The sequence below is a fragment of the Clostridium frigidicarnis genome, assembly GCF_900111985.1.
In the GTDB taxonomy this organism is placed as follows: domain Bacteria; phylum Bacillota; class Clostridia; order Clostridiales; family Clostridiaceae; genus Clostridium_Z; species Clostridium_Z frigidicarnis.
In genome coordinates, this window is the sequence record NZ_FOKI01000007.1 from 71013 (window position 1) to 90503 (window position 19491).

Consider the following 19491-nt stretch of genomic DNA (forward strand, 5'->3'; position numbering starts at 1 on the left):
AAGTATAACAAATATATTGTTTACTCAATGTTAACTCATAATATAAAATTATTTTTAAAATTATCTATCTTTATATTCCGAAAAGGATAAATAAAAACAAGATCCTTTATTTATTTCACTATCTACAATTACAAAACCATCACACAAATCACATACATGGGACACTAAGCTTAATCCTATTCCATAACCATCCTTATTTAATTCATTAATTCTATATTTATTATCAAATATTTTTTCAATAGAATTTTTATCCATACCGATACCCTGGTCTTTAACGGTAATGATAACCGTATTATTTTTATTTTTAACCGATACTTCAATAGGTTTTTCTTCTCCATATTTTACTGCATTATCAACTAGATTACTTATAGCACGATAAATCCATCTTTCTTTGGCTAAAATTATAGTATTACTTTCATCATCAAAATCAAATTGAATATTCTTATGCGTTTTCCTATATCCATCACAAATAGATGCACAAATTAAGGACACATCTACTTCTGTCATACCTTTATCAACTTTTACATCACTTAAAGTTAAAACATCATCTATACTATCTGAAATATTATCTATGAATTTAAGATATTCTTGATTATTATCTATTTCTAAATTAGTCCTTAAGATTGCTATAGCATTTTTTTGTTCATGTGATAAATAGGAATTTAATCTCTTATATTCATCTAAAGTTTGATTAAATTTATCCTTTATATTTTCATAGGCAATACCAAAAGATCTACTTATCAATGCTGGATCAAAGTCGTCCTCCGGTATATTAAGTTTATTTACAATATTTTCAATCTCTTTATCATGAATCTTATTTAAACTTATCCACAACAAAATGGATGCTATTATAAAAATAGAAAAAAACATCAAAATAGTACTTGCTATATTTTCAAATCCACTCCTTAAATATACTCTTCCAATTTCGGTGGCATCAATTAATCTGTCGGATCTTACAATTATCCCATTAATCACTTCTGCATTTTCATATCTATTGTCTAATAAATTCTCTGCATAGGATATGCTATTAAGACTTTTTCTATTTTCTTCCACATTATAAGTAGCAGCAAAAAATTTAGTGCCCCTCATCGATGTACTTTCTTCTAAATTAGTAAATGAACTCTTAACCCCGTAAATTCCAAAAATCAAAACTAAAGTTAAAATTAAAGAATATATGGTTATAACTAATCCACTTTTTAAATTTACTCTACGCATAAAACATATCCCTTTCCTCTAATATTAACTAAAACATCATCTCCATACACATTACTTAATTTCTTCTTAAGCCTTGCAATATGCACTCTTAATACAGATGAAAATGGGTCAAAATTTTCATCATATATATGTTCTGCAATTTCCTCACTAGATACTACCGCCGGATGCTTATAACAAATATACTCTAAAATATCAAATTCTTTAGCAACCAGTGTTATTTGTTTATTTTCTATATGAACAGCACGGGTAATAGGATTTAGTTGTAACTTTCCTATATTTATACTTGGATTTGTACGACCATGAAATCTTCTTATTACAGCATGGATCCTTGCTCTTATCTCTAATAACTGAAATGGTTTTGTTATATAGTCATCAGCTCCCGTATCTAATCCTAAAGCCAATTCTGCTACTTTGTCCCTAGCTGTTATGATAATTACTGGAGTATGTATTGAAGCTTTACGTAAACACCTTAATACTTCTATTCCATCCATATCGGGAAGATTTAAATCTAAAAGAATAACATCATATTCATTCACACTTGCTTTTTCTTCCCCCTCTTCTCCTGTATTTGAAACATCTACTTTAAAATTCATCTTTTCTAAACCAATCTTCATTGAATTAGCTAATTCTATATTATCCTCTATAACTAATATACGCATTTTTGTTCCTCCTAATATATTATCTAAATATTAACTTAACTTTTTTAAAATTATAACCTAACCTTAATTATTCATCAAATAATTAAAGCTAATCTCAATAAAGCATAGCCACTTGATTTCAAATATTAAAATATTTCACTAAATAAGTAAAAATGTATAAAAAAAAGTCTCAAATTTGTTATTGTTAGTTTCCAATAAAAACACTAAACAAATGAGAAACTTTATATAATTATGATATTAAAGAACAATTTAAAATTCAATCCTAATATATAACTATATAGGTTGTCAACTAGAAAATTTTATTCTCTTTTCGATATATCTATCAGACCTCCACAGGTAAGAACACTTACTTTCACCTATATCTTACATATTTACTTTCTCTATTTCGAATAGTTCAGAGCTTTACTTTGTGTGGTAAGTTCACCCATAAGCACGTGCCCAGGCTAGGTACACCACAAAAAAATCCACGACATTTCTGTCGCAGATTTTTTAGTAAAAGTGATACGTTGCCATGAAATTAAAGTCATAATTTACTTTAGGTGAACATACCTTAAACAACATGTTTAGTATAACTATTTCATTGATTCTATAATACTTTCAACAAGTGAATCCATGTCTGTCACATTATTTTCATTCATAGAAGATACAAGAGACACTTTCTCTTCTATAACTGTCATTTCCTTCATTCCATATAGGAACTCACCCATTAAATCTCCAGATTTACATGCCCAGGATCCATTTTCAATAATTGCCAAAGTTCTCTTTTGAAGATTAAGTGCCTTCATATCCATAAGATAATTATGCATAGGTGGATAAATACCAAGGTTATACGTTACAGAAGCTAAAATCACATGACTAACTCTGAACGTCTCAGAAATTAGCTGAGACACATGAGTGCTTGAAACATCATACATAACTACATTTTTTATTCCCTTTTCCACAAATTTAGTAGCTAAAGAGGTAGCTGCACTCTCGGTATTACCATACATTGAAGCATAAACTATCATTACTGCTTTTTCTTCTGGTTCATATCTACTCCATTTATCATACTTATCAATAAAATATCCAAGATCTGTACGCCAAACTGGACCATGTAATGGACAAATCATTTTAATATCAAGTCCAATTGCCTTTTTTAACAATGCTTGAACATGGGTGCCATACTTTCCAACAATATTTGTATAATATCTTCTAGCGTCATCAATCCAGTCACGTTCAAAATTAACTTCATCATTAAATAACTTACCATCTAATGCTCCAAAAGATCCAAAGGCATCAGCTGAAAAAAGAACACCGTTTGTAGTATCAAATGTAACCATAGCTTCTGGCCAATGTACCATTGGTGCAGCTACAAATGTTACTTCATGTTTTCCAAAAGATTTTGTATCTCCATCAGCAACTTCTTCTATTCTTCCATCAATTTTAAATCCAAATTGTCTCATTAATAAAAAAGATTTCTCAGTACTTATAATCTTAACATCAGGATAACGTAATATTATTTCCTCAATAGAAGCTCCATGATCAGGTTCCATATGATTTATTACTAAATAATCAAGTGGTCTACCGTTAAGAACTGCTTGTACATTTTCTAAAAACTGTCTACATATTGACCAATCTATAGTATCAAATAGCACAGTTTTTTCATCTAATAATAAATATGAATTATATGAAACACCTCTTGGAATTGGATGAATATTTTCAAAAAGAGCTAGACGCCTGTCATTTCCGCCTACCCAATAAAGGTCTTCAGTCACCTTTCTAACACAATACATAATTTAATCCTCCCTTTTACTATAAAAAACTTAAAATTTCTGCTATAAAATTAGACCTCTATAAAATTAGCTTTTTCTTCACCACAATCTGGACAAATCCATTCTTCTGGAAGAACTTCAAATAGAGTTTCTGGCAATATATCATTTTCTATATCTCCCACAGCTGGGTCATATTCATAGCCACAGCCATTACAAACATATGTCTTCCAAGTAGGAGCAACCTTTTTAGGAATATACTTTTTCATTTTCTTCATAGGAGGTGCTTCTTTTTTAGGTTCACCATTATCTAAAGCTGCTGTCAATGGTGGCATTATTTCTAAAAGATCTCCAACAATACCATAGTCCGCATTCTTAAAAATTGGAGCATTAGCATCGTTATTAATAGCAACTATAGTAGTCGCATCCTTTATACCCTTTAAATGTTGACCAGCACCTGATATACCACATGCTATATAAAGATTTCCATTAAATTTTTGTCCTGACATTCCAACATAACGATTTAAAGGCAAGTATTTTAAAGTTTCAGCTACAGGACGAGATGAACCAATGGCTGCACCAGCTTGGATAGCTAAAGCTTTAGCAAATTCCATATTTTTTTCTTCACCAATTCCTCTACCTACACTAACAACACGGTCTGCCTTAGATATTGGAGTATTTATATCAATACCAACAGTAAAATCATAACCATCTGCTTTTAATGCTTCTACAAGCTTAGCAACTCTTTCTTCAGCATCTCCCTCTTTTATAATCATTTTCTTACGAGCACCAGTCATTCCTCCAGCGGGAGATTTTTTAGCTCTACTTTCGTTTTTAGGCATTTTACCAATTATATGAGATGCAATTACCATTCTTTGAATCTCATTTGTTCCTTCATAAATAGTACAAATTTTAGCATCACGATATGCTCTTTCTACATCCATTCCTTTAAGGTAACCAGATCCTCCAAAGATTTGTAATGCATCATTTACAACCTCTAAGCATATATCAGATGCATATTGTTTAGCCATAGCAGCTTCCATAGAATAAGGTTCATGATTTTCCTTAAGTTCAGCAGCGCTATATACTAAAAATCTAGCTGCTCTTAGCTTAGTTGCCATATCAGCTAATTTAAATGAAATTACTTGTTGTTGGCATATAGGCTTTCCAAATTGTATTCTTTCTTTTGAATATTCTAAAGCATTTTCATAAGCTCCCTGAGCTATACCTAAAGCTTGAGATGCAATACCTATACGCCCACCATCTAATGTTTTCATAGCTATTTTAAAGCCTTGTCCTTCTTCACCTAATAAGTTTTCCTTAGGCACTTTAACATTATTAAATACTAATTCAGCAGTTGCAGATGATCGAATTCCCAATTTATCGTAATGATCACCAAAAGTAAATCCTTCCCATCCTTTTTCAACTATAAAGGCACTTATACCTTTAACTCCTATACCTGGAGTAGTTACAGCAAATACAACATAAGTATCTGCCTTATCTGCATTAGTTATAAAAATCTTTCCACCATTTAAAATATAATAATCTCCTTCTAGTTCAGCAGTAGTTTCAGTTCCACCAGCATCACTACCAGCATTTAGCTCAGTTAAGCCAAATGCACCGATCTTTTCCCCCTTGGCTAGAGGAATCATATATTTTCGCTTTTGTTCTTCAGTTCCATATGCAAAAATTGGATATGTTCCTAGAGAAACATGGGCTGATAAAATTACACCTGTACCACCATCTACTCTAGAAAGTTCTTCTACAGCAATAGCATAACTAAGTATATCTAGACCTAACCCACCATATTTTTTAAGATACGGAGTACCTAATACCCCCATTTTACCTAACTTTTCTATAGCCTCGGTTGGAAATTTACTTTCCTTATCCAACATAAATGCTTGTGGCTTTACCTCTATTTCTGCAAATTCTCTTATTTTTGCACGAAAAGCTTCGTGTTGTTCTGTAGTATTAAAAAACATAAATTTGCCTCCCTTTTACTTGGTGTTTTATTTTAATTTTTATAAATTTTGTTAATAAAAAATTATAATCTTAAATAAAAAAACACTATATATCTCTAACACAAGTTAAAACTAAAGATGCTTATATAATTTAAATTTAAGAATTTATTAAATAATCCTTTTTATTTATTAATAATTATTATTATAAAACTAATAATAATTATTGTCAAATTTTTCTGTAAAATTATATAGTATCCTTAATTGTTATTTTCTATTAAATGAAATTGAATCAATAAAATAATCCATAATTACAAAATCACAACTATTGTTTTATTTCATAAAATGTATTGAGGTGAATTTGAATGATGAAAGATTTTGAAGTATATAGATATTATTGCCAGGCTTTAGACTTAAACTTTTCTAAAAATATCATGGAGAGATTAGGTCAATTTGGAGATGATGAAGCTACTGGAAACAGATCAGCAGGCTCAAAAGCCTCCTATGATGCTGCAAAATATTTATATAGTAAATTTAAGGAAGCTGGACTTACAAATGTATCAATGGATAAATTTCAGGTTAATGGCTGGACATACAAGGGTGCAAACTTATTGTACAAGGATGATAAAGGCTTATTACAGAAAATTGTTTTAGGAGGATATGCTTCCAATATTAAAGCTGTCAATGAAGAGGTAAGTATAGTTGATGGTGGAAGAGGTACTATAGATGAATTAAAAGCTTTAGGAGATATAAAAAATAAACTGGTTTTAGTGTCAGTAATTAATCCCATGACTGACTACTGGATCAACCTTCCAGCATACGAAGCTTATCTTCATGATGCAAAAGGTATATTAATTGCCTTAACCTATAGCATCGAGCATGATGATATCTTAATTTCTTTTGATCTTCAAGCTCCAGCCTACTGCTCTACTTTAGCTATAAGTATCAAAGATGTGAAAAGATTAAAAGACTTGATTTATGATAGTACTAATAAAGAAATCAAAGCTATTTTTAATGCAAATTCTACTGTTGAACCTTATGCAGATTCATATAATGTTGTAGGTGAAATCAATGGAAAAAGTTCAGAAATAATATATTTAATCGCACACTATGATGGTTATTATCATTCCTTTTTTGACGATGCTAATGGGATTTCAGTAATGCTTGGCATAAGCAAAGCCATAATAGACAGCGGCTATACTCCTATGAAAACCATAAGAATTTTAGCTCAGGGGGCTGAAGAATGGGGTCAAGGTTATAAGGATTACGACTGGGCATGTGGTTCTTATTATGAGATCGAAAAAATTCATCCTGAATTGAAAGAAAAAGCTTTCGCATTAATTAATTTTGATGGAAATTTTCCAATAGCTAAAGAAAGGAATTTTAGGATTTACAGTTCGTATGAATTATATAAGTATGTTAAAAATTTTATAAAATTGTTTATGTCTAAGAGTGACTATAATTATGAAGTAATTTGTCCAAGTCTTATTCTTGCAGATGATTTTTCGTATTATAAAAATGGAATTCCAACCCTTATGCCAGGTGAAGATTTTGAAAACTCCATATATTTTGAAAACTATTATCACAGTTCAATGGATAGTGAAAAAGCTGGATTTGACCTACGAACCTATGAAATGATTCATAAGCTATATGGTAGAATTATTTTCAACTTGGATTTTTTACCAATAAGACCTTTGAATTTCAATACAAGGTTTGAAATTATGAAAAAGGAGCTGTTAACTCCTATTATAAGTAATGATTTAGAAGAGACCATTAATGCTATTTGTTGCACTTCAGAAACTCTATCCCAGGCAATCCAATCTATAAATTCCTGTTATATTGATCATTTTAAAATCAGAAATTTTATATCCTGTAAGTCTATAAATAAAAACTCCTATAGTATTAATCTTATGTTATTTGAATTATTAAAAAAAATTCAGGATAGTTTTTTAGCATTTAACTGGGAACAGAGTATCCATACCCTTACATTCCCTCACTCTGTAGCTATGAAAAATATAGATTTATTGATCAGTGCTATATCAAGTTTAAAAACAAGAAGTGAATCTTTAAATGATATAGTAGAAAAATATATTAAGCCTATTGATAATAATAAATATGTTTTTGAATTTAGTAAGAAAACTTATGATTTCTTTTCTTATAGAATACCTTATGGAAATGGCGATTCATGGGGAAGTAATATGATAAAAAAGCCTAATGAAGATTTATATGATTTAGCACATTCACTAAAATCTAAATATTACGAATCCGATCCAAATGTAGATGATGAAATTAGAATTTTAGAAAATTCATTGAAAAAACAACGTGATTATTTAAAAGAAATTTCTGGTAAAGAGATTGAAGATATGAAAGTTGTAATAAAATTAATGAATAATATTATAGATGCAATAAATTAAGAGTACAAAATTATAGAAATTTATAACAAAGGACTTTCAAAAGTAATTGATGTTATTAAAACTCTCTCTAGTCAAATAAATAAAAACAGTAATAATAGTAGTTAACCGCCATCGTCAGATGGTTTTAAAAAGAAAACTAAAAGTCTAAGATTAAAATCAGATATTGAGTAGGTAAACCTCAGAAGTAATTTTCTGAGGTTTTTTCCTCTCACAGAACCGTGCATGCTGGCCTCGCGCACAGCTCTTGTTAATGCAAAGCATTGTAAGCTAAATCCACTATTTTTTATTTCAGCTGTCTAAAATGCAACTCACTAAAACTGATTAAATAGTAGTTAATATCACTAAATTAAAGCTCTCTAGCAACTTTATTTATTTTGTCTTGTAGATTTAATAAGTTTTTTCTAATCTCTGAAAAATTACCACTTAATAATTTCTTATTTTTGACAACAACCTTACCATCAACAACTACCAAATCTACATTTCCTGCATTAGCAGAATAAACTATAGCCTAATTTTATTATTTTCTAGAATGATGGAGGTGTTACTGCAAATATAACTTCACAATCTTCATCTGTATTATTCTCCCACTTATGATTTGAATGCGGTGGTATTTTCACACTATCTCCACAGTTTAACTCAATAACTGTGCTCATTAAATGGAAACTTACACAACCTTTCATAACATAAGCTACCTCTTCTCCCTTATGACTAAAAAGTTCTTTTGAAGATGACTCTCCTGGGGGTATCTTCATAATCATAAACTCTATGGTTCCTTGCGAGTTCGGAGTCAATAACTCATAAGCAAAGCTATCATTCTCAGCAAACATTATTTTTTTACGACTATCTTTTCTAACTACTAAATTCTCAGTTGAATTATCATTTATGAAAAAATTAAATAATGGTATATCCAATGCACTAGAAATTTGCTTTAGTGTATTTATAGATGGGTTTGCCTTCCCCTTTTCTATTTGACTAAGTAACGAAGGAGTTACACCTGTTAAGGTAGCTAATTCTTTTATAGTTAACTCTTTTCTTTTTCTATACTCAGTAATATTTCTTGATATGTCTACTTCATTCATATATTAATTACCTCGTTCATGTATTTAAAACTATTATTACATAATTATATCAATGTAACTCATTCTTAGCAATTTAATTAAATTCTATTTATTTTTCATAAAAATAATTAAATATTATTGACGTAAATAATAAAAAATGTTAGCATAAATTAAATAATGTTTAATTAAACTAAATTAAATTAAGTATTATTTAATTTAATTTAGTTAGCAAATAAATTTTAATATAAACTTCACTTCTCTTAAGTAAATGTATATAAAAATTCATCTTTAGGAATTAAAAATAAGAATATAAGGATGGTTATGATTATGTCTAATGCAAAAGTTTTAAACAAAGAAATATTAACTTGGATCGAAGAATATCCTTTATTACAAGAAATAATAGATTTAAAAGAATCAATGTGGATAAATCCACTTTATACTGCTTTTGATAAGGGTATGGAAAATGTTTCTCTTTCTGAGGCTGACGTACTAGATGCAGAGGCAAGATTAAATAGATTTGCTCCATATATAGCTCAAGTGTTCCCTGAAACTCAATCAGAAAATGGAATAATAGAATCTCCAATAGCTAAAATAGATAAGATGAAAGCTAAGTTAGAGGAAATCTGTGGTGAAAAACTTGCTGGAAACCTATTATTAAAATGTGACAGTCACCTTAAAGTATCAGGATCTATAAAAGCTAGAGGTGGAATATATGAAGTATTAAAACATGCTGAAGATTTGGCCTTAGCAAACAACATAATATCATTAGAAAACAGCTACGTTAAATTAGATAGTGATGAAGTTAGAGACTTCTTCTCTCAATACTCTGTAGTAGTTGGTTCTACTGGAAACTTAGGTTTAAGTATAGGTATAATGAGTGCTAAACTCGGTTTCAAAGTTACAGTTCACATGTCTATGGATGCTAGACAATGGAAAAAAGACTTATTAAGAAGCAGAGGTGTTGAAGTTATAGAATACGAATCTGACTACAGTAAAGCTGTTGAAGAAGGTAGAAAACAAGCTGAAGCAAATCCTAATAGCTACTTCGTAGATGATGAAAACTCTAAAAACTTATTCTTAGGATACTCTGTTGCTGCTAAAAGATTAGATAAGCAATTAAAGGATATGAACATAAAAGTAGATGCTAATCACCCACTATTTGTATACTTACCCTGTGGTGTTGGTGGAGGTCCTGGTGGAGTTGCTTTTGGGCTTAAGCTTTTATACAAAGATAACGTACACTTCTTCTTCGCTGAGCCAACACACTCTCCATGTATGATGATAGGATGTATGACTGGTAAGCATGATAATGTATCTGTTCAAGACTTTGGAATAGACAATATAACTGCTGCTGACGGATTAGCAGTTGGTAGAGCTTCTGGATTTGTTGGTAAAACATTAGAAAAATTAATGAGTGGATGCTACTCTGTTACTGATGAAAATATGTACATATTATTAACGAAGATGGCTGATAGCGAAAATATATTCTTAGAACCATCTGCTCTTGCTGGTGTTCCAGGTATTATAAACATACTTACTTCCGAAGAAGGCAAGAAATATTTAAGAGCTAACAATCTTCAAAATAAGATAGAACATATAATTCATATAGCTTGGGCAACTGGAGGAAGTATGGTTCCTAAGGATATTATGGATGAATACTATAACAAAGGTGTTTCACTACTTTAAGTAGTAAATAAAAGATATTATAGGGTATAGCCCGTGGTATTTGTTACACAAAAAAGCCACTACTTTTTTTAATACATATTATTCAAGTTAATAATATATATTTGATTTTCATTAATTATAAGTACAAAAAAACAACTTAAAATACTTCATGTATTAGAATAATGTAGATATTTGTTATTGCTTATATGAAATGATTGAACTTAGTCGAAAAAAATGTTATGCTATCAATATTAAACTTAGTAAAATGTCTTTATTACATAAGAATCAAATGTAAAATTTCAATTATTAATAGAATATATTAAAGTGCCTATTTTTATAGGCTCTTTTTTAGTTATAAAGAGAGGTATACTATGCTAAAAATTGATAACTTATCCTACTCATTTCCTGAAAAGGATCTATATACCAATATTTCATTTACATTAGAATATGGTCAACACTGTGCTTTTATAGGAACAAATGGCAGTGGAAAAAGTACGCTGATAGATATAATTATGGATCCTGAAAAATATATGTTCGATGGTACGTTAGAGATGTATCCAAATTGTAGAATTGGGCATGTAAGTCAATTCTCTCAACTAGATAAAACAAAAGAAATTACAGTTTTCGAATATATAGGAGAAGATTTTATTAAACTACAAAATGAAATAACATCTATTTGTACTGAAATGGAAACATCTTCGGATATTGATACTTTACTAGAAAAGTATCAACAAACTTTAGACGCATTTAATGCAATTAATGGGGATGATTTCGAAAATATTATTGATAAAAATTTAAATCTTGCAAATTTAATCAATTATAAAGATTTAATGATATCTGAACTTAGTGGTGGGGAATTCAAGCTTATCCAAATAATTAAGGCAATGCTAAATAGTCCAGACTTAATTATTATGGATGAACCAGATGTGTTTTTAGACTTCGAAAACCTTAATTCTCTTAAAAATCTAATTAATTCACACAAAGGAACAATGTTAATTATTACGCACAATAGATATCTACTGAATCATTGTTTCAACAAAATTCTTCACCTTGAAAATATGGAGCTACAAGAGTTTGATGGAAGCTATATTGATTATAACTTCTCATTACTTCAAACTAAAATTGAATTACAAGAACTGGCTGCTGCTGATAATGCAGAACTTGAGAGAAATGAAATCTTAATAAATAAACTAAGAGTTATTGCTACTGAGAATGCTGAATCTTTTAGAGGGAAAACTCTAAATGCTAGAGTTAAAATTCAAGAAAGATTAGAAAAACGTAGAATTAAAGCACCCTTTGTAGATATTAAAGAACCGAATATCAGTTTAGTTACAGATAACGAACCTGAAGAAGCCATTGCTTTAAAAGTTAATAATTACAGTGTTGCCTTTGATGATGTACTTCTAGAAAATGTTAACTTTGAGATTAAATCTAATGATAAAGTAGCCATTATTGGTTCAAATGGTACCGGAAAAACGACTTTACTCCAAGAAATCTTTGAAAATAATCATGATTCTATTGAGATAAATGAACACATTGAAGTAGCTTATTTATCTCAACTCCAAGGCAAAACACTAAATGATTCTAATACGATACTTGAAGAGTTCTTCGATGCTGGTTTTAAAACTTGTCAAGAGATTAAATCATATATTTCAAACTATGGTTTTGAAGAAGAAATAATTAATCAAAAGATAGGGGATTTATCTGGTGGCGAAAAAAATATGCTTCAATTGGCTAAACTTTCTTCTAGTAAAGCAAATATGTTGCTTCTTGATGAACCGACAAGTCATTTAGACACCTATTCACAAGTAGCCCTAGAAAAAGCCATAAAAAACTATAAAGGTTCGATTCTCATGATTTCTCATGATTTCTATTCTATAGTAAACTGTATGGATTTTGTTTTAATCATTGAAGATAAGACAATTAGAAAAATGAGTATGCGCAAATTTGTCAAAATGATTTATGCTAATCATTTTGACAAAGACTATTTAGAAATTGAACAAAATAAAAAATTAGTTGAAACTAAAATAGAATTAGCTTTAAAAGATAATGATTTTACGCTTGCAAAAGCTTTATCTGAAGAGTTAGAAGCGCTAATTAAGTTACTCCAAATTTAGTTAGGCCCTGTAAAAAATTTTGTGTAAACTGAATAAAATAGACTTCTTCTTGGCAATAATTAAAATAACAAATTATTACAAGAAGGAGTTTTTTTTATGGAAAATGTGTCGAAAGAATTATTGAGAGAATACATAAAGGACCAGAAGTTATTCAGATTTGGTAATCAATCAACTGAATATAGTTTTTAGTAATATTCTTGACAAAAATGCATAACAAAAGGACTTTAAAGTTAAGATATACTTAACAAATAAAGTCCTAATAAATATTTGCCTTGTTGCATATTATTGCCATACTCTGGTTATAATATACAATATGAGCAATAGAAAAATTATTGCATATTACTACAATTTCAGATGAAATTGTTTAATAAATTTAAATTAAAATTTTTGATTATTTCTAAGAAAAAGTTAGGAATACACAAAAAGATTTACGCCCTCCTATTAAACATAACTTTACACTCTTTCTAATCGATTCTTAATTTAAAAGAGCTTTCTTTCTTAAATTTTGAAACTCAATTTTAAGAGTTTCATCATTTGCCTGATCATTTAAGCTTTTTTGCCATGCGACATAATATTGCATAATTTTATCTTTGTACTTTGTCCAATCATTTTCATTGATTTTCAAAAGTACACACCCACCTACTTTTGCTTGCTGTTCTTGTGTAGCTTCCTCTACACTTGTCGTTTCAACAATTTGAATAACGTCTTTTGGTAAAGAAATTCCCTTTTCTACATTACTCCATTCACCTTGCACACCAACAACTACCCCACCAGCTACAAGAAGCAAAGAAGCAAATAAAAGTAAAAAACCTTTTTTCAAACTTCCTTTTTTGAAATAAAGATATCCAAATAAAATCCACATTGCCCCAATAAATCCCACAGTACCTATAACAGCTAATACATTCCCAATCATTTCCATTTCATACTCCTTAATTGATATTTTTACTCGCTACTAAATATTACATCATTGTCTAATAAATATTAACCCATTAGAAGCATCTATACATTTTTCTCGAATGTCATTTCTATACTTCAGACTATGTTTTTGCCTCTTTTAACGATAGGTCTATTGCACAATTATTAACCATTATTTCTTAAGAACACTACCATATCATAAATAATTTCTAAATAGGGAGGTATATCACTCTCTGAATTTAAGCTAAATAGTTCATGCATTTTACGTTCATTAATAAACAAGTCCATAGCATAACCCTTTACAGCTAAACTACTTTTATGTATTTCATTAAGTGGAGTATATATATACTTTTTATCTTCAGCTAAAAAGCTGATTATATGCTTATTAGTTAAAATCAATTGTATTTCAGCTGTCTAAGATACAACTGACTAAAACTGATTAAATGGTAGTTAATATCACTAAATTAAAGCTCTCTAGCAACTTTATTTATTTTGTCTTGTAGATTTAATAAGCTTTTTCTAATCTCTAAAAAATTACCACTTAATAATTTCTTATTTTTGACAACAACCTTACCATCAACAACTACCAAATCTACATTTCCTGCATTAGCAGAGTAAACTATAGCTGCATAATAATCATATATTGGTTGCATATTTACTGATTTTGTTTCTATCAAAGTTAAATCAGCCTTTTTACCTACTTCTATTGAACCAATCTCTTTATCTATACCTAATACTTTAGCCCCACCTATAGTTCCCATTTCTACTAACTCTATTGATGGTAATAATGTTCTATCATTATTAAATAATTTATGGACTTTTCCTACTTGTGACATTTGAGTTAATATGTCTAGAGTATTTCCACTCATAGGTCCATCTGTTCCAAGGCCTACATTTATTCCTTCTTTTTTCATTTTTATTATAGGTGCTACTCCTTTTGCTCCCTTAGCATTAGCACCTATATTGTGAGATACCCCTACACCGTTTTCTTTTAAAATCTTTATATCATCATCATTAACTAAAATTGTGTGAGCTGCTATAAAGTTAGAGTCTAAAACTCCAAGTTTATTTAAGTATTCAACAGGAGTAAGATTATATTTTTCCACATATTCTTTTAACTCATAATCCATTTCTGCTACATGCATAGTAATAGGAACATTATATTTTTTACTTATATTATAAGCTTCTTTTAAAGATTCATCAGTATTAGTATAAGGAGCATGAGGTGCTATTCCCGGAGTTATTAAAGCATCATTCCTCCACTTTTCTATAAAATCTACTGAATAATTTAAACCACCAAAGGCTTCCTTAGAATCTGGAGAAGGAAAGTTTACTATTGTTTCACATAGTATTCCTCTCATATTTAATTCTTTTGTTGCCTTAGCTACCTCATCTTCAAAATAGTACATATCACAAAAAGTAGTTACTCCACCTAATAACATTTCTGCTACAGCATATTTAGCTCCTATATAAGTTAACTTTTCATTTACTAACCTTTGCTCTAATGGAAACAAATATCTTTTTAATCTATCCTTACAATCATCAGCTAAGCTTCTAAAAGGAACCATGGACGCATGAGTATGACAATTTATCATACCAGGCATTAAAATTCCATCTTCTCCATCTATAACTTCAATCTCATATTTATTCTCCTTAAAAAGACTTTCCTTACAATCACTATTACCAACATAAATTATTTTATTTCCTTGAAAAGCAACTACACCATTTTCTATAATATCTTTATCTTTATTCATAGTAATAACCGTAACATTTTCAAATATAGTTACCTTATTATTCATTCCATATCCTCCAAACTTTAATTAAGGCACATGAAAGAAAATAATAGACAAGCATACTGGTCTATTATTTTTTTGAATGTGCCTTAAATAAAGGAATAATACTACAGTTCCTTACATCTATTAGTCCTTTATCTGTGATTTTTAATGCAGGACTTACTGGTAATGATAAAGTGCTAAAGGACATTATTTCATTCATATGATTATAACCTAATTCCTTCATAGCCTCTCTAACCTTCCCTAGTTTTTCTCCTATAACTTCAATAGGTTCATGGCTAACTATTCCACCTATGGGCAACTCTAGCTTTGCCATAATCTTATTGTTATTTGCAACTACATACCCACCATTACAAGATATAACTTCATTTGCTGCTAATACCATATCTTGGAGATTTCTTCCCATTACCATAAGATTATGATGATCATGAGCCCAAGTAGTAGCTACTGCTCCCTCTTTTATAATTTCACCTTCTACTAATCCAAAGGCTATATTATTATTTTTTCCGTACCTTTCAAATACAGCAATTAGTGCACAATTACTATGTTGCCACTCTAAACTATTATCAACAATATTTAAAGTAACTTCTCCTTCTTCTGTAAAAGTAGTGTTTTTCATTACTTTCATAGTTCTACAAGTAACCTTATTTTCATAATTCTTTGGTGCTTTAACTAATAAATTATCTTTAGTAATTGGTTTTAATTTTACACTATTATAAAATTTCTTATCAAATTTACTCTTCTCTGTAAAATATTCTTCCTTTAAACCTTTGTCTTTATTAAATATAACTTCTCCATTTTTATAAACTTCATAAATATTAAAGTTATCTATATCTTCTAATAAAATAAAATCTGCTATCTTTCCTGGTGCTATTATTCCTCTATCAAAAAGATTCATTCTTTTAGCTGGAGTATATGTAGATACATATATTGCATTTTCTATAGACATTCCAAGCTTTACAGCTTCTTTTACTAATTCATTAAGATGTCCTTTAGTTAATTTATCAGCCATTACATCATCTGTTACTAATGAAAAATGCTCGTATAAATTATTTTCTACTAAAAACTTTATATTTTCAGCAGTCATTGATTTATGTTGCATTTCTATAAACATACCGTTTCTTATTTTTTCCTCAATAGACACTACTGTTTGTTGCGTATGGTCTCCATTAACACCTCTATAAATATAAAGGGATAAATCTACACCCTCAATTTTAGGACAATGACCTTCTAAAGGTATTTTTTTATCTTTACAGATATTAATTATTTCATTTATACTTGAATTTTCATCTTCTATTAAATCCTTAAAATTCATTACTTCACCAAGACAAAGAATATTATCATAATCTAATAACTCCTTTACCTCATTAACAGTAATTTTACCTCCAGTAGTTTCTAAAATACTAGAAGTTGATGGTACTGAACTTGGTATACCATAAAATATATCTAACTTCTCCTTAGACTTAATAAATTCATTTATTCCTTGAATACCAAAAACATTTGCAATTTCATGAGGATCAGCTACAACTGTAGTGACCCCATGTTTTATTGTAGCTCTTGAAAATTCACTTGGAATAGTCATTGAGCTCTCTATATGCATATGTATATCTATTAATCCTGGAATCATATACCTATTATTACCATCCATGATATTTTTAGATGTTAACCTCTCTTCATAATCTTTACCTATATGAATAAACTTACCATGATTTATTACCACATCACCTTGTATAAACTTTTTAAAATAGCTGTTATATACTTTTAAGTTTTTAATAATTAATTGTACTTTCATTCTATTCTCCATATTCTAGTTCATTATTCTATTCCACTTGTTAATCCATTCATTCATTACTGAATTAACAAATTTAAAGTCTATTACCTTAGCCTTATTAACTACTGGTCCATATGTTAAGCTTGCTGCTTCCTCTTCTGTTAACTTAACATTTTTATTAACTGGTGATTCATTTAAAGCCTTAGCTGTTCTTTCTTGAACCTCTTCACTTAATGCATAATTAATAAATTCATAAGCTAAATCTTTATTCTTTGAGTTTTTGTTTATATTAATTGTATTAAAGTTTAAGTAAGTTCCTGACTTTGGTATTACATTTATAACTTCTGGTTTTGCTTTTGCAATTGTTCCATAAGCAAAATCTGATGCTACTGCTGCTACTATTTCACCACTTGAGAACATATTTGCTAAATCTGAAGATTTGCTATAAGTTTTAACAACATTGGGCTTTAAAGCTTCTAACTCTTTAAATGCAGCTTCTCCATTATCAGTTTTAACATCAACACCGGCTTTATCTGCTGCAATTTCTACAATTGCTGGTCCATTAGTAGTTGTAATATCCGGTATAGCTATTTTATTTTTTAGTTCTGGCTTCCATAAATCTTCCCATGAATTTATTTCTATTCCTGCTGATGGGTCTACTACTATTCCTATACTATTTAATGTATAAGCTGGTCCAAATCCGTTATCTACTGTATTTTTAGCTTTTTCATTCATATTATTAGCATTTTGAATTTTTGAATAATCTATTTTTTCAAATATTCCTGCTTCAATTCCTTGTTCTGCAAAAGATTCTGCTAAATAAGTTAAATCTATTTGTGAATTTGGATTGTTTTTCATTTTAGTTAATCTTTCTGAGTTATTACCTACCTCTAAAACTATTTCTACTCCATGCTCTTTAGCAAATGGATCAAATACTGTTTCCTTTAATACATCTTCACTTAATCCCCATGTTGAAATTACAAGTTTATTTCCTGATGCTGCATCTTCTGATTTTCCACATCCAACTAATGCTGTTGCAAATATTATTCCAACTAATAATGTTGTTAAAACTCTCTTCTTCATAAAAACTACTCCTTTATATAAACAAATTTTATCATAATAAAAATTACTATAGTATTACTATTTTATCCGCTGGCAATTGAAGTTTTACATTTTGACCCTTTTCGTATACAATGCTATTTTCACTATTTACAATTAAATTACCCATAGCTGTTTTAACATCATATTGATATGCCTTACCTAAGAAAGTTCTTATTTCTATAGTACCTTCTACAGTGTTTTCTAAAGCTTCATTAACTATCTTTATATCATCTGGTCTTATAGTTCCCATAGCTTCATTTTTCTCTTTTCCTTTATTAACCTTTAACTCAATTCCACTTTCACTTTTATAAGTACCTTCTGATACTTTAGTTAAGTCTATGAAATTTTCAAAACCTACGAATCTTGCAACAAATTCTGTTGCTGGATTTGAATAAATATTTTCTGGAGTATCAAATTGCTCTATTACCCCTTTATTAAGTACTGCTACTCTATCTGAAATTGAAAAACATTCTTCTTGGTCATGAGTTACAAATAATGTTGTTATTCCAAGCTTTTGTTGAAGCTTTCTTATTTCAACTCTCATTTTTAATCTTAATTTAGCATCTAGATTACTTAATGGTTCATCTAGAAGTAAAAGGCTTGGCTCTATAATCAAAGCTCTTGCTATAGCAACTCTTTGTCTTTGCCCTCCTGATAACTCCTTAGGATATCTTTTTGCTAAATGACTCATATCAACTATTTTTAATATTTCATCTACCTTTACCTTTATCTCATCCTTAGGCATCTTCTTCATATTTAATCCAAAGGCTACATTTTCTTCTACTGTTAAATGTGGAAATAATGCATAGCTTTGAAACACTAATCCAAAATTTCTATTGTGAACAGGTATATTAGTATAGTCTTCATCTCCTAATAAAAACTTTCCTGCTGTTGGTTCTATAAATCCAGCTACTACTCTTAATGTTGTAGTCTTTCCGCATCCACTTGGTCCTAAAAGAGATACTAGTTCTCCACTTTTAACCTTTAAGTTTAAATTTTCTAATATGTTATTTTTCTTATCATATGAAACATTTATATTCTGTAAGTTTATTAAATCCATCTTTTTGCCCTCCAAGT

At 29.4% G+C, this 19491-nt stretch carries 15 protein-coding genes; 3 read left to right on the forward strand and 12 right to left on the reverse strand.

The features are described 5' to 3' along the window. Positions 1 to 60 precede the first annotated feature (60 nt). From BM119_RS05890 to BM119_RS05905, 4 genes are all read right to left on the reverse strand, one after another. Positions 61 to 1215: a sensor histidine kinase gene (locus BM119_RS05890; RefSeq protein WP_090039741.1), complete on the reverse strand. Its 1155-nt coding sequence runs from the start codon at positions 1213 to 1215 to the stop codon at positions 61 to 63. Then, on the reverse strand, positions 1203 to 1874 hold the full coding sequence (locus BM119_RS05895; protein ID WP_090039743.1) for a response regulator transcription factor: 672 nt from the start codon (positions 1872 to 1874) through the stop codon (positions 1203 to 1205). Before BM119_RS05895 ends, BM119_RS05890 begins: the two co-directional genes overlap by 13 nt. Positions 1875 to 2446: 572 nt before the next feature. Further along, the gene (locus tag BM119_RS05900; protein ID WP_090039745.1) at positions 2447 to 3646 is read right to left on the reverse strand and encodes an FprA family A-type flavoprotein; all 1200 of its coding nucleotides are present in this window, start codon (positions 3644 to 3646) and stop codon (positions 2447 to 2449) included. A 50-nt stretch (positions 3647 to 3696) separates the two neighbouring features. Beyond that, a complete protein-coding gene (locus BM119_RS05905; protein ID WP_090039746.1) occupies positions 3697 to 5604 on the reverse strand; it encodes an acyl-CoA dehydrogenase family protein in 1908 nt (635 codons plus the stop codon). Between the two features lie 341 nt (positions 5605 to 5945). Here BM119_RS05905 and BM119_RS05910 point away from each other — a divergent pair, with 341 nt between their 5' ends. Next, entirely contained in the window at positions 5946 to 7994 is a 2049-nt protein-coding gene (locus BM119_RS05910; RefSeq protein ID WP_090039747.1) for a M28 family metallopeptidase, read from the forward strand. A gap of 346 nt (positions 7995 to 8340) precedes the next feature. Here the strand turns inward: BM119_RS05910 and BM119_RS20375 are convergent, their stop codons facing one another. Both BM119_RS20375 and BM119_RS05915 read right to left on the reverse strand, forming a co-directional pair. Further along, positions 8341 to 8466, reverse strand: a complete 126-nt coding sequence (locus tag BM119_RS20375; RefSeq protein ID WP_278336782.1) for a hypothetical protein — start codon at positions 8464 to 8466, stop codon at positions 8341 to 8343. A gap of 52 nt (positions 8467 to 8518) precedes the next feature. Continuing rightward, positions 8519 to 9073 (reverse strand): helix-turn-helix domain-containing protein, encoded by a 555-nt coding sequence (locus BM119_RS05915; RefSeq protein WP_090039749.1) that lies wholly within the window; start codon positions 9071 to 9073, stop codon positions 8519 to 8521. A gap of 306 nt (positions 9074 to 9379) precedes the next feature. Here BM119_RS05915 and BM119_RS05920 point away from each other — a divergent pair, with 306 nt between their 5' ends. Then, positions 9380 to 10738, forward strand: a complete 1359-nt coding sequence (locus BM119_RS05920) for a D-serine ammonia-lyase (protein ID WP_090039750.1) — start codon at positions 9380 to 9382, stop codon at positions 10736 to 10738. 350 nt (positions 10739 to 11088) lie between these two features. Beyond that, positions 11089 to 12834: an ABC-F family ATP-binding cassette domain-containing protein gene (locus BM119_RS05925; protein ID WP_090039752.1), complete on the forward strand. Its 1746-nt coding sequence runs from the start codon at positions 11089 to 11091 to the stop codon at positions 12832 to 12834. A gap of 475 nt (positions 12835 to 13309) precedes the next feature. Here BM119_RS05925 and BM119_RS05930 read toward each other — a convergent pair whose 3' ends face one another. The 6 genes from BM119_RS05930 to BM119_RS05955 all read right to left on the reverse strand — a co-directional run bounded on the left by BM119_RS05930 (position 13310) and on the right by BM119_RS05955 (position 19474). Beyond that, complete coding sequence (locus tag BM119_RS05930) at positions 13310 to 13753, reverse strand: hypothetical protein (protein WP_090039754.1); 444 nt, start codon at positions 13751 to 13753, stop codon at positions 13310 to 13312. Positions 13754 to 13914: 161 nt separating this feature from the next. After that, complete coding sequence (locus BM119_RS05935) at positions 13915 to 14148, reverse strand: hypothetical protein (protein ID WP_090039756.1); 234 nt, start codon at positions 14146 to 14148, stop codon at positions 13915 to 13917. A gap of 65 nt (positions 14149 to 14213) precedes the next feature. Further along, positions 14214 to 15548: an amidohydrolase gene (locus tag BM119_RS05940; protein ID WP_090039758.1), complete on the reverse strand. Its 1335-nt coding sequence runs from the start codon at positions 15546 to 15548 to the stop codon at positions 14214 to 14216. A gap of 64 nt (positions 15549 to 15612) precedes the next feature. Continuing rightward, positions 15613 to 17334: an adenine deaminase C-terminal domain-containing protein gene (locus tag BM119_RS05945; RefSeq protein WP_090039760.1), complete on the reverse strand. Its 1722-nt coding sequence runs from the start codon at positions 17332 to 17334 to the stop codon at positions 15613 to 15615. A 15-nt stretch (positions 17335 to 17349) separates the two neighbouring features. Continuing rightward, positions 17350 to 18396 (reverse strand): ABC transporter substrate-binding protein, encoded by a 1047-nt coding sequence (locus BM119_RS05950; protein ID WP_090039762.1) that lies wholly within the window; start codon positions 18394 to 18396, stop codon positions 17350 to 17352. Positions 18397 to 18442: 46 nt separating this feature from the next. Beyond that, positions 18443 to 19474: an ABC transporter ATP-binding protein gene (locus BM119_RS05955; protein WP_090039764.1), complete on the reverse strand. Its 1032-nt coding sequence runs from the start codon at positions 19472 to 19474 to the stop codon at positions 18443 to 18445. Between the last annotated feature and the right edge of the window lie 17 nt (positions 19475 to 19491).

Bases quoted from the DNA above. Each gene is read 5' to 3' on its own strand.
- BM119_RS05890 (WP_090039741.1), bottom strand. From the start codon at position 1,215: ATGCGTAGAGTAAATTTAAAAAGTGGATTAGTTATAACCATATATTCT.
- BM119_RS05895 (WP_090039743.1), bottom strand. From the start codon at position 1,874: ATGCGTATATTAGTTATAGAGGATAATATAGAATTAGCTAATTCAATG.
- BM119_RS05900 (WP_090039745.1), bottom strand. From the start codon at position 3,646: ATGTATTGTGTTAGAAAGGTGACTGAAGACCTTTATTGGGTAGGCGGA.
- BM119_RS05905 (WP_090039746.1), bottom strand. From the start codon at position 5,604: ATGTTTTTTAATACTACAGAACAACACGAAGCTTTTCGTGCAAAAATA.
- BM119_RS05910 (WP_090039747.1), top strand. From the start codon at position 5,946: ATGATGAAAGATTTTGAAGTATATAGATATTATTGCCAGGCTTTAGAC.
- BM119_RS05915 (WP_090039749.1), bottom strand. From the start codon at position 9,073: ATGAATGAAGTAGACATATCAAGAAATATTACTGAGTATAGAAAAAGA.
- BM119_RS05920 (WP_090039750.1), top strand. From the start codon at position 9,380: ATGTCTAATGCAAAAGTTTTAAACAAAGAAATATTAACTTGGATCGAA.
- BM119_RS05925 (WP_090039752.1), top strand. From the start codon at position 11,089: ATGCTAAAAATTGATAACTTATCCTACTCATTTCCTGAAAAGGATCTA.
- BM119_RS05930 (WP_090039754.1), bottom strand. From the start codon at position 13,753: ATGGAAATGATTGGGAATGTATTAGCTGTTATAGGTACTGTGGGATTT.
- BM119_RS05940 (WP_090039758.1), bottom strand. From the start codon at position 15,548: ATGAATAATAAGGTAACTATATTTGAAAATGTTACGGTTATTACTATG.
- BM119_RS05945 (WP_090039760.1), bottom strand. From the start codon at position 17,334: ATGAAAGTACAATTAATTATTAAAAACTTAAAAGTATATAACAGCTAT.
- BM119_RS05950 (WP_090039762.1), bottom strand. From the start codon at position 18,396: ATGAAGAAGAGAGTTTTAACAACATTATTAGTTGGAATAATATTTGCA.
- BM119_RS05955 (WP_090039764.1), bottom strand. From the start codon at position 19,474: ATGGATTTAATAAACTTACAGAATATAAATGTTTCATATGATAAGAAA.